The organism is Sphingosinicella xenopeptidilytica (genome assembly GCF_042676985.1).
Classification (GTDB): domain Bacteria; phylum Pseudomonadota; class Alphaproteobacteria; order Sphingomonadales; family Sphingomonadaceae; genus Sphingosinicella; species Sphingosinicella xenopeptidilytica.
The window spans coordinates 56457-67829 of sequence record NZ_JBHTIK010000006.1 but is presented as its reverse complement, the minus strand read 5'-3'; the positions used below and the strand labels follow the sequence as shown (position 1 = coordinate 67829).

Annotated in this window: 8 protein-coding genes; 5 read left to right on the top strand and 3 right to left on the bottom strand. The window is 63.3% G+C overall.

The features are described from left to right. Positions 1-161: 161 nt before the first annotated feature. Positions 162-1352 (top strand): carbohydrate porin, encoded by a 1191-nt coding sequence (locus tag ACFQ00_RS12175; protein ID WP_381491077.1) that lies wholly within the window; start codon positions 162-164, stop codon positions 1350-1352. 109 nt (positions 1353-1461) lie between these two features. Here ACFQ00_RS12175 and ACFQ00_RS12170 read toward each other — a convergent pair whose 3' ends face one another. Together ACFQ00_RS12170 and ACFQ00_RS12165 are read right to left on the bottom strand one after the other, a co-directional pair. Further along, complete coding sequence (locus tag ACFQ00_RS12170) at positions 1462-4224, bottom strand: TonB-dependent receptor domain-containing protein (RefSeq protein WP_381491074.1); 2763 nt, start codon at positions 4222-4224, stop codon at positions 1462-1464. 217 nt (positions 4225-4441) lie between these two features. Next, positions 4442-5125, bottom strand: a complete 684-nt coding sequence (locus tag ACFQ00_RS12165) for a GntR family transcriptional regulator (RefSeq protein WP_381491071.1) — start codon at positions 5123-5125, stop codon at positions 4442-4444. 222 nt (positions 5126-5347) lie between these two features. Between ACFQ00_RS12165 and ACFQ00_RS12160 the strand changes: the two genes are divergently transcribed. The 4 genes from ACFQ00_RS12160 to ACFQ00_RS12145 all read left to right on the top strand — a co-directional run bounded on the left by ACFQ00_RS12160 (position 5348) and on the right by ACFQ00_RS12145 (position 10638). Next, positions 5348-7114 (top strand): DEAD/DEAH box helicase, encoded by a 1767-nt coding sequence (locus ACFQ00_RS12160; protein ID WP_381491068.1) that lies wholly within the window; start codon positions 5348-5350, stop codon positions 7112-7114. Beyond that, positions 7111-7563: a YaiI/YqxD family protein gene (locus ACFQ00_RS12155; protein ID WP_381491065.1), complete on the top strand. Its 453-nt coding sequence runs from the start codon at positions 7111-7113 to the stop codon at positions 7561-7563. Before ACFQ00_RS12160 ends, ACFQ00_RS12155 begins: the two co-directional genes overlap by 4 nt. 142 nt (positions 7564-7705) lie before the next feature. After that, the gene (locus ACFQ00_RS12150; RefSeq protein ID WP_381491063.1) at positions 7706-9070 is read left to right on the top strand and encodes a DUF4139 domain-containing protein; all 1365 of its coding nucleotides are present in this window, start codon (positions 7706-7708) and stop codon (positions 9068-9070) included. A gap of 5 nt (positions 9071-9075) precedes the next feature. Then, a complete protein-coding gene (locus tag ACFQ00_RS12145; protein ID WP_381491060.1) occupies positions 9076-10638 on the top strand; it encodes a DUF4139 domain-containing protein in 1563 nt (520 codons plus the stop codon). Positions 10639-10647: 9 nt separating this feature from the next. Here ACFQ00_RS12145 and ACFQ00_RS12140 read toward each other — a convergent pair whose 3' ends face one another. Continuing rightward, positions 10648-11343 carry a GntR family transcriptional regulator gene (locus ACFQ00_RS12140; protein ID WP_381491057.1) on the bottom strand — a complete coding sequence of 232 codons (696 nt, stop codon included), beginning with the start codon at positions 11341-11343 and terminating at the stop codon, positions 10648-10650. Between the last annotated feature and the right edge of the window lie 30 nt (positions 11344-11373).

Sequence of the window (11373 nt, the reverse complement as noted above, 5' to 3'; positions counted from 1 at the left end):
CAACGCCATCCATGCCGCAACCGGTAAACGCATCCGATCACTACCCATCAATGATCAAATACAAAACTGAATGCCCGAGAAACACCTGACCCGTGTCGCCACCCCCGGCTGTGTGTCTCGCCGGGGACATCCATAAAATAAAAAAGGATTGGAGAAGATTGATGCGTCCCTATTTTGCTGCGGCCCTCTCGCTGGCTGCGTTCCCCGCATTTGCCTCGGAAGGTCACCTTCCGCACGGCCACACGCACAGCCGGGGCGAGATCGACGAGAGCCATGGACCGTTGCTGCTTCAGGCGACCTATACGGGCGAGGTGATGTCGAACGCCTCCGGCGGTATCAAGCGCGGCAGCCGCTATCTCGACAATCTCGACATCGTCGCCGAGGCCGACCTTGAGGCGATTGCCGGATGGAAGGGCGCGAGCGTCCACGTCTATGGCCTCTACAACAACGGCAAGTCGTTCAGCGAGCTCGCCGGCGACGCGCAGACGGCGAGCAATATCGAAACCGGCGTGCAGGCGTTTCGGCTCTACGAAGCGTGGATCGAGCAGAAATTTGCAGGCGGCTCGCTGAAGGTCGGCCTCTACGATCTCAACTCGGAGTTCGACTCGCTTGATGCCTCCGGCCTGTTTATCGGCAGCCCGCACGGTATCGGCACCGATTTTGCCCAGACAGGTGAAAACGGCCCTTCGATTTTTCCGTCGACATCGCTCGCCGCCCGCATTGCGATCGAGCCTGCGGAAGGCTGGGTGGTGCGTGCCGCCGTGCTCGATGGCATACCCGGCGATCCCGATCGCCCGAAGCGCACGGCCGTGAAGCTGGGCAACGGTGACGGGGCGCTCCTCGTCGCCGAGATCGAGGCGCCTCTGCCGCATGGACGGCTTCTGTTCGGCGGCTGGAGCTATACGGCACGTTTCGACGATCACGCGGGAAACAGCGACCGCGGCAATGACGGCCTTTATGTGCGCGGTGAAACCGCGCTGTTCGAAGAATCAGGCGATCCTGCGCAGGGCCTTGCCGCCTTCGCCCGGCTCGGCATCGCCGACGGGCGTTTCAATACGTTCGGCAGGTTCGCAAGTGCCGGCCTCAATTACACGGGGCCGTTCAAGGGCCGTGACGAGGATCAATTGGGCTTCGCGGTTGCCGCGGCGTTCACTGGGGATGCATACAAACATGCTGTTCCGGCGGATAACGCTGAGGTCGCCTTCGAACTGACCTATCGTGCGCCTGTCGCATCGTGGCTGTCACTTCAGCCGAGCGCGCACTACATCATCAATCCCGGCGCCGATCCGACCGTGCGCAATGCACTCGCCTTCGGCCTCCGGGCAGAAATCTCGTTCAACATTCTGGGCTGACATAAAAGCCCGGCCTGCGCTGGCGCAGGCCGGGCTTGTCGTTTTCGCATAGAGACCAGCGTCGTTGAGGATGGGTGCGTGCTGAGCACCCATCCTCAACGATCAGGCTCTAGAAGCGGGCGCGAATACCGACGTAGAGTTTGCGACCGATCACGTCGTAAACGCTGCCATTGGTTGCGGAGTTGGAGATGAAGTCAGCCGGAAGAATCGGCGGCGTGCGATCGAACAGGTTGTCGACGCCCGCGTAGATTTCCGTGTTCGAACCGAACAGGTTGTCGAGTTTGTACTTTGCCGACAGGTCGACGTAGACTACCGCCCCGACGTTGTTCTCCTTCTTCGACAGCTGTTCCGGTCCGAAGGTCACGTCGTAGACGCCGCCGTCGATGTAGCGGGCCTGCACGAAGGCACCCCAGCGATCAGCGTCGTAGCCAGCCGAAAGGGTCGCCTTGAAATCGGGCATGCCACCGGCATTGCGCCCGCCGACTTCGCCAGCAACGTCGAGAAGTTCACCACCGGTCGGCGCGATCTTCTTGTGGATGAGATACGTCGCCACCGCACCGAGGTTGAGCGTGCCGTTGCCAAGGCCAGTCGCATAGCGTGCCTCAAAATCGAGACCGCGCAGCTTGTATGTGCCGAGGTTCAGGTTCTGCTGGCGCACTTCGATGAGTTCGTCGTCTTCGTCCAGCGTGACGAATTCGCACATCGCCTCTTCACCGCGGAAGCAGCGATTGACGATATCCTGTGCGCCGAGCGAACCGATCGCGCCCTTGAGATTGATATCCCAGAAGTCGAGCGACGTGCGGAAGCCGCCGAGCGTGACGACCGCACCGATCGTCTTCGTGGTGGCGCGCTCTTCCGTCAGGTTCGGATTGCCCGAGAGCGGAGTACGAACCAACTCCGTGCCGCTGCCCGGAATGAACGGATTATTGAGATTGCCGAACAGCAGCACGGTTTCGACGAAGGTCTCACCGATGCTAGGCGCGCGAATATCGCGAGAGATCGTACCGCGGAAGCGCAGGTAGTCGGTCGGCTCGAAAACAAGACCGGCCTTCCAGGTGACCACGTCGCCAACCGTCGAGTAGTGCGTGTAGCGCGCGGCGGCGTTGAAATCGAGGCTCTGTGCACCATCGATAAGCGGGACACCGACCTCGGCGAACGCTTCGGTCACGTCGTACTTGCCGCGCAGCGGTTGCGCGTTGACGATGAGGAACTCCTCATTGTCGTTGGGCGCGTTCACCGTGCGGTTCAGCTTCTGCGTGCGATGCTCGGCACCGACGGTCGCGACGATCGGACCGGCCCAGCCTTCGAATGCTTCGCCGCCGATTTCAGCCGCGAAGACCGACTGCTTGATGCGGGTGTCCGAGATGCCGGTTCCGGTGATGTAATCGAGCGCAGCCTGGCTCGGCGAACCCTTGCCGAACAGGTTGATCGGCACGCAGGCAGCATCATTGTTGAGCGGATCCGCGTCGGCATTGACGCCGCACACGATGTTGCCGCCAACTTCTACAGCATTCGCAGCCTTCGCGAGATTGCCGGGAAGCAGGTTGTTATACTGCTTGTTGCTGAAATCGGTCTGTCCGTACTGGGCCGAGACTTCCCATTTCCAGTTTGATCCGATCTCGCCCTTGAGACCGCCCACGAAGCGCATGTTTTCGGTGACCGATGCCGATGTGATCGGATCGATTTCCTCGAAAGTGCGGTACAGGTCGAAGGGCGTGTTGAGAGCTGCGACATCAGCCGGGAGATAGGCGTTGTCGGGCTGGATTTCGATCGCGCCGAAGCTGAAGCCGTTGACCAGGGCACCGCGCGACTTCGAACGGGCAAAGCTGGCTTCACCGAACAGCGTAACGCTGTCCGAGACCTCGTAATTCGCGGCAGCGAGCACGTTGAACCGCTCGGTCGGAACGACAAGCGCGCTGTTGTTGCCGAGCTGCGAACCGCTGCCGCCGCCCATGAACGTGCCATAGACGTCACCGAGCACGCGCGTGCGCGCAATGCCGTCCGGGAAGAACTCGAGGTTGCCCGCGGCTCCGCCCGGAAGCGTCACGCCGTTGGGGCTGGCGATGAACAGCGAAGCATTATCGATGAACATATAGGTCGGGATGCCATCGCTCGGATTGGCGCTGTCTCCATCGGTATCGAGCGGATTGGAGACGATCGCCGGGCTGCTACGCTGCCACTTGCGCGCGGACGCCTTCGGGATGCCCTTGTTGTCGTCGTAGTCGGCAGCGATCAGGAAATGACCGCGACCTTCAGCGAAGGCTGTGCCCCACGCGCCGGACAGGCGGAAGTTCTGTGCATCGCCGCGATCAGCAAGACCGTATTGCGCGTTCAGGCGCAGTTCTTCGAGCTTCTCATCGTAAATCAGGTTGACGACGCCCGAGATCGCGTCCGAACCATAAGCCGCAGAGGCGCCGCCCGTCACGATTTCAACCTGCTTGATGGCCAGCGACGGCACGACGTTGAGGTCGATGTTCTCGAACTCGTCGAACGGGGTCGAGCGACGGCCGTTGACGAGCACGAGGTTGCGGTTGGGGCCGAGACCGCGCAGGTCGACCACGTTCACGCCGTTCTGGCGGCTGTTGAGCGTGGTGGAGGACGGTGTCAGCGTGCCCGTGAAGGCCGGAATTTCGTTGATGACGTTGGCGACGTTTGTCGTACCGCGCTGGTCGATAAGCTCGGTGCCAAGCGCCAGGACCGGGGTCGGCGCTTCGAAATTGCCCTTGAGGCGCGTGCCCGTGACCGTGATGATCTCGGAATCGGCGTCCGTGTCTGCCTGCGCGGCATCCCCGGCCGACTGCGCCAGCGCCGGAGCCGCGACGGCCCACAGCGCCACACCAGCCAAGCTCTTGAATTTAGACCTGAATATCATTTGAATTCCCCTCTTATCGCGCTCGGTTCCACCGAATTTTTCAGCGAGATGGAAAGTGATATCGCATTCCTGATTGGAAATAAAGCAGCCTTATTAGAGATTTTTCTAAAAATAAGGCTGCCATATTCCGCAAATGAAATGATTGCAGAGGCCGTTAATCACGCGGTGAAACGTCATGATGAGGCCCATGTCCGGCATGGGCAGAGAATCCGGCCCCTCAGAGGCTGAGGCTGTGCGCGTTCAGCTTGCCATGCGTGAAGATCGCATGGAGGACCCGGTCCTCGCAGGACGAGATCATCATCAGCGTATGCTTGCGGATTTCGTCGGTCTGGTTGTTCTTCACGAGCTCCAGCAGGCTTTTATGCTGCTCCCACGGGTAGGGCATGGACTTGGTGAGCTTGATGTAGATCCAGTAGATCCGCATCGTCGTTTCCTCAAGCTGCCGGATCCAGCTGATCAGAAGCTGGAACTGCGTCTGCTGCGCGATATAGACGTTGAACTCCCGGTTCGCCCTCAGAAGCCGGAGCGCATCCTCGTCGTTCAGGATGGGGCCTTCGTGGAAGATCGCGTCGTTCCGGCGCTTGAATTCAGCCTCCTCGATCTGGGGCGAGATCATCGAAAGGATGCTCGGCTCCATCATCTTGCGGATCGTGAAGTTCTCCTTCACGTCGCGCAGCGTGAGCGGCGCGATCCGCGTGATCCGCGGCGAGTTCGAAACCATGAACTGCTGCGCAGTCATCTGCTCCATGGCGTTGCGCGCCGCCGTGCGGCTGATACCGAACATGCGCGTCAGGATGTTCTCTGAAACCTTCTGGCCGGGCGCGAGGCGCTGCATGACGATCGCATCCATGATCCGATCGAAAACATCGAGCGAGTCGGTCTCCGTGTGTTGATCTGCCATCTTCGTCCTGAATCGGGTCTCCACGGTTGCCCAAGTGGTACAGCCGGGAGGGATCAAGTCAAACAGGCACCGCATTCGCGCCCGCAAGGGACGCGGCCGGGACGGGCGCCCTGCCGGTTCGTCTATTGCGCGATCGCCGCGACACGCCTATCGCGTGACAAAAGCGGGCGATAGCGCCTTGCCGCCGCCGACATGTGTCGCGGAATGCACAAGCAAGAGAGCATGATTTTCAAGAACATTCCCGCGCTTCTATCCGAAGCGCTCGTAACACGCGGCTACGCGGCGCCCACCCCCGTGCAGGCCGCCGTGCTTGAAACCGAGGCCGAAGGGCGCGATCTGATCGTTTCCGCGCAAACAGGGTCCGGCAAGACCGTGGCCTTCGGCCTCGCCATCGCGGCGGATTTGCTGGACGATAAGAGCATGGCGCTGCCGGCCGAGGCCCCCCTCGCTCTCGTCATCGCACCGACGCGCGAGCTGGCACTTCAGGTAAGCCGCGAGTTGTCATGGCTCTACGAAAGCACCGGCGCGCGGGTCACCACGTGTGTGGGCGGCATGAACCCCTCGCTCGAGCGGCGCGCGCTAGCGCGCGGCGCGCAGATCGTCGTCGGAACGCCGGGCCGCCTTCGCGACCATCTCGAGCGCGGCGCACTGGACCTCCGGGCTCTCGCCGCCGTCATCCTGGACGAAGCGGACGAGATGCTCGACATGGGGTTCCGCGAGGACCTGGAAGAGCTGCTCGACGCCACGCCGCAGGAACGGCGCACATTGTTGTTCTCGGCCACCATGCCAAAGCCGATCGTCGCACTGGCGCGCCGTTATCAGCGCGACGCGCTGCGCATCTCGACGGTCGAGGAAAATCGCGGGCATGGCGACATCAGCTATCAGGCTGTCGCAATCGCGCCGTCCGATATCGAACATGCCGTCGTCAATCTGCTGCGCTTTCACGAGGCGGAGACCGCCATATTGTTCTGCGCGACACGCGACAATGTACGGCATCTGCACGCGAGCCTGACCGAGCGCGGCTTCGCGGCGGTGGCGCTTTCCGGCGAGCACAGTCAGAACGAGCGAAATCAGGCGCTTCAGGCCCTCCGTGACCGGCGCGCGCGCGTCTGCGTCGCGACCGATGTCGCCGCGCGCGGCATCGACCTGCCTGGCCTGTCGCTCGTCATCCATGTCGAGATACCGCGCGATGCGGAGGCGTTGCAGCATCGATCGGGGCGCACGGGCCGGGCCGGCAAGAAAGGCACCGCGATCCTGCTGGTGCCGTATCCACGGCGCAGGCGCGTAGAGTCCATGCTGCGCGGTGCGCGCATCGCGGCGGAGTGGATCGCGCCGCCCTCGGCCGATGAAATTCGCAGCGCCGATAGCGAAAGGCTGCTCACCCGGCTGCTCGCGCCGACCGAGATTGCGGACGAGGACCGCGCGCTCGCCAGCCGGCTGCTGGCGGAACGCAGCCCCGAGGAGATCGCTGCCGCGCTGGTGCATGTCCACCGCGCAGCCCTGCCTGAGCCGGAGGAATTGCTGGCGGAGAACGGCACACCCGGCCCGCGCGCCCCACGCGACGGCTTCGAAGGCAGCGCGTGGTTCCGGCTGAACATGGGCCGCAGACAGAACGCCGATCCGCGCTGGATTCTGCCTTTGCTCTGCCGCCGGGGCCATGTCAGCCGCACCGATATCGGCGCGATCCGCATTACCGCGAACGAGACTTTGTTTGAAGTGCAGCAGGCGGCCGCCGCACGCTTCCTGAGCATGGTACGATCCCCGGCGAACGAGAGCGACGACGATGTGGAAATCGTGCCCATCGAGGGGCAGCCGCGCGAAGCAGCACGGCATAACCGCCGCAATGCCGACAATCCCGGGTCGGGGCCGTCGCGACCACATCGCCCGAAGCCTTCGCACGGTGCCGGTGAACGTGGTGCCGATGCGCGTGGCGCGCGGCATCCGGGCCGCAAGCCGGGCGGCAACACGAAGCACGGCCGCCCCCGGTGACGCAGATCCTCGTCGACGCCGACGCCTGCCCGGTGAAGGACGAGATATACAAGGTCGCCTTCCGTCACGCAGTGCCGGTGACGATCGTGAGCAACAGCCCCATCCGCACCCCCGCGCATGAGCTGATCAGCCGCGTCGTCGTCAGTGACGGCTTCGATGCGGCCGACGACTGGATCGCCGAACGCGCAGGTGGAGCCACTGTCTGCATCACAGCCGATATCCTGCTCGCCGATCGCTGCCTGAAGGCGGGCGCGACAGTCATCGCGCCGAGCGGCAAGCCCTTCACCGCCAATTCCATAGGGAGTGCGGTTGCCACCCGGGCGATTATGGCTGACCTGCGCGCCAACGGCGATGCGATCGGCGGTCCGCCCCCGTTCAGCAAGGCAGACCGTTCACGCTTCCTTTCGGCACTGGACGAAGCGCTCGTCCGCCTGAAGCGGCAGGCCTGAAGACCGCGCTATGTTCAGCCGGGTCGCACGGCGCGTCTGATACGGGCCGGCATTGAATGAACCGGCGTCTTCCCCTGTTTTTTCAGGCCTTTTCAAAGCAAAGTGTTCGGGCCACTATCCTCCATATCATGGGGAGACGCCTATGCGTTCGTTGCTGGTCGCGCTGCCGTTTCTGGTTTTGACCGAACCGGTATTGGCCGAAGGCTCACAGGGCGACCTCGCGGTCACCATCTACAACAACAATATCGCGCTGGTGCAGGATGCGCGCACGCTGAGCGTCCCTGCGGGCCGCAGCCGTCAGGAATTTCCGGATGTTTCGGCGCAGATCCGCCCTGAAACCACCAGCCTTTCCGGGGCCGGCATCGCGATCGTCGAGCAGAATTTCGATTACGACCTGCTCTCGCCCGACAAGCTCATGGAAAAGGCGGTCGGCCAGACGATCACGATCGTCCGCACCAATCCCGCCACCGGCGCGGAAACGCGCGAGCAAGCCCGGGTTCTCGCGGCGAACGGCGGGATCGTGCTTCAGATCGGCACGCGGATCGAGGTGTTGCGGGACGACGGCCTTCCCGTCCGCGTAGTCTTCGACAAGGTGCCGGAAAACCTGCGTGCACGCCCGACGCTTTCGGTGACGATCGAAGCGGCGCGGGCCGGGTCGGTGCCGACGCGCCTCTCTTATCTTACCCCCGGCCTCGGGTGGACCAGCGACTATGTCATGCTGTTCGACGAGAAGACGGGCGCGGCGGACATGCAGGGCTGGGTGACGCTGACGAACAATACGGGCACGACCTACACGAATGCGCGGACGCTGCTCGTCGCCGGTAACGTGGGCGGCGGACAGAATCGATTTCAGGCACTTGGCGGCCGGCTCGATCAGGCGGGCACGGAAAGCGGCACGCGGGAAAGGCTGGGCGATTACTATCTCTATCCGCTCGCCGAACGCACGACGATCGCCAACGCGCAGCAGAAGCAGGTGAGCTTCCTCGATGTGAAAGGCGCGCCGGCGCGCAAGACCTACGAATTCGTCAACGGCTGGCTCGGCAGCAACGATACGCCGAGAAGCGCCCTTAGCGTCATCAAGTTCTCGACCTCCAAGCAGGGCGGCCTCGGCGATCAGCTGCCCGCCGGCACGATCCGTGTCTACATGCGCGACGCGCGCGGGGACCCGCAGTTCATTGGCGAAAGCCGGATCGATCACACACCGATGGGCTCCTCGCTTGCCGTGCCCACGGGCGACGCCTTCGATGTGAAGGTGAAGACCGTGGTCGAAGAGCGCAAACGGCTCTCCGACAGGCGCTGGCAGACGGTGATGCGCTACACGCTGACCAATGCCCGGGCGGAACCGGTGACGGTGGATGTGCTGCAGGGCGGCCTGTGGGGCGACGTGCGCATTCCTGTGCAGAGCGTCCCCGGCAACAGGGTTTCGGCAGACCGCATGGAATGGAAGGTGCCTGTACCCGCCAATGGCACCGCCGAGCTGACCGCAACATTCGACACGCGGTACTAGCGCCCGTGCGCGTGATCGCGCCTCTCCTGCTGCTGCTCGGCTGGGCCGCGCCCGCCTCGGCCGCGACCGTCGTCTCCCGAGAGGTTTCCGACGTTGCGGTAACGATCTACCGCGCGCCGGGCCGCGGCAGCGGGGCGCTCGATCGGAATTGGCCGGGCGGCTATGCGCTGATCAGCGAAACACGGACGATCACTATCCCGGCCGGCGACAGCACCGTGCGCTTCGAAGGCGTTGCGGAAGGCCTGCTGCCCGAGACCGCGATCGTCACGGGTCTTCCGGAGGGCGTCCGCGAGAAGAACCGCGACGCGCGGCTCGTTTCACCCGCCGGGCTGGTGGACGCCTTCCTTAAGCGACGCGTCACGCTCCAGCGTACCAATCGTCAGACCGGCAAGGTGACCGAACAGGATGCGATCATTCAGGCCGGGCCGAATGGCGGCGTGATTGTCCAGACGGCGGAAGGCTATGAGGCCCTCAGCTGCTCCGGCCTGCCCGAGCGGATGCTCTATCCCGAAATCCCCGCCGATCTTTCGCCGCGCCCAACACTCTCCGTGCTGACGCGCAGCGACCGGCCGGTGACCGCAACGGTTCAGCTCACTTACATGGCACAGGGGTTCGACTGGTCGGCGAGCTACGTTGCCAGGGCGGATGCGGATAACGGCAAGCTCGCCCTGTTCGCCTGGCTCACCCTCGCCAACGGCGGGGCACAGAGCTTTCCGGACGCGCGGCTGCAGGTCGTGGCCGGGCAGCCGCGCAGGGAGCGCAGCGCGCGGCCGCTCAAGCCATCGAACCCCGCGCTGCATCTGAAATGCTGGCCCATGGACACGACCAGCACGCATCCCCGGCACGTTTTCAACCGCCTGCCCTGGCCGCAGGAAGAAGAACGATTCTATGAAGCCGCCGCAGACATCATCGTAACCGCACAGCGGCGGGAACGGTCCGCCCTCGCCGCGCCGCCTCCACCGCCGCCGCCTGCTCCCGTCGCGATGGTGGCGGAGCAGGAGGATCTCGGCGATCTGAAACTCTACCGCGTGCCGGAACGCGTGACGGTCTCGGCGCAGGGGCAGAAGCAGGTCGCGATGATCGAGAAGCCTGCCGCCGTGTTCGACCGGTTCTATGTTGCAAACGTTTCTTCCGGATCGGCGACTTATCAACCGATGCCTTTCCTGCTGCGCAGCAAAAACAGCACCGAGAAGGGATTAGGCCTGCCGCTGCCTGCCGGTGCGGTCACGATTTTCGAGACGAGCGAGGGGAACGATCTTCTGGTCGGCAGCGCCGATCTCGCCGATCTTGCCGTGAACGAGCGTGTCGAGTTCCCGATCGGACAGAGCCCGGATGTGCAATGGCGGCTGGTGAAGGGTCGGGAGACCCGGAAGCGACAGGATTGGCGCGTCGATCTCACCAACGCGAAGCCTGTTCCGGTTCGTGCCGAAATCATCGTGCCCTTCGATCTTGCGGAACGCCTGCCGGGAATCGAGCGGGGCCAGGGTGGCTGGGTCTTGCCGGTTACCGTGCCGGAGAACGGCTCAGCCTCACTCTCCTACACTATAAAGCTGGAGCGGCCTCGCTGAGCTCTTCGCTCAGTCGGCATCGTCATTGGCAGGCTGCTCAATGTTTGCGACCAGAACCTGCTGAACATTTCTGACATGATCAGCAATCGATTGCACGGCTTCGTCCACGGCACCCACGGCGATAAGATCCACGATGCGGCGGTGCTGGCTGATGGCCTCCGCCATACGCGCACGCGATGAAGGCAGCCTGTGCCGGAGCGCGCGCATCTTGAGCGCGAGTCGCGAATAGCTTTCCAGCAGGTAGCGGTTGCCGGAGAGTCTCAGCAGCGTTTCATGGAAACTCGTATCGAGCGCTTCCACCGTTTCGAGATCGCTCTTTTCCACGGCAATGGCGGCCTGGGCGACGATCCTGCCGAGCGCCACGATGAGCTTGTCGGGATCGGACTGCATACCGAGCCGTAGCGCATCGGCTTCGAAAAGGCCGCGCGCAATGCAAATTTCGGCGATCTCTTCCGCATCGGGATTGAAGACATAGGTACCGCGCTGCGGGCGCACTTCCACAAGGCCTTCGCTTTGCAGCTGGAGAAGCGCCTCGCGCACCGGCGTGCGGCTCGCGTTGAGTTCGAGCGCGATCTCCTTGTCCGATAACTGCTCACCGGGTTTCCGTCGCCCCTGAATAATCCAGTCGCGGATCGTCTGCGTGATCGTCGTCTTGAGCAGTGAGCGCGGCTCGCTGGGTCCGTCTGGCACTGATTGGACGCTCATCCGTCTGAAGTCTCCGTATCGCACCTCGAC

Bases quoted from the DNA above. Each gene is read 5' to 3' on its own strand.
- ACFQ00_RS12175 (WP_381491077.1), top strand. From the start codon at position 162: ATGCGTCCCTATTTTGCTGCGGCCCTCTCGCTGGCTGCGTTCCCCGCA.
- ACFQ00_RS12170 (WP_381491074.1), bottom strand. From the start codon at position 4,224: ATGATATTCAGGTCTAAATTCAAGAGCTTGGCTGGTGTGGCGCTGTGG.
- ACFQ00_RS12150 (WP_381491063.1), top strand. From the start codon at position 7,706: ATGCGTTCGTTGCTGGTCGCGCTGCCGTTTCTGGTTTTGACCGAACCG.
- ACFQ00_RS12160 (WP_381491068.1), top strand. From the start codon at position 5,348: ATGATTTTCAAGAACATTCCCGCGCTTCTATCCGAAGCGCTCGTAACA.
- ACFQ00_RS12140 (WP_381491057.1), bottom strand. From the start codon at position 11,343: ATGAGCGTCCAATCAGTGCCAGACGGACCCAGCGAGCCGCGCTCACTG.
- ACFQ00_RS12165 (WP_381491071.1), bottom strand. From the start codon at position 5,125: ATGGCAGATCAACACACGGAGACCGACTCGCTCGATGTTTTCGATCGG.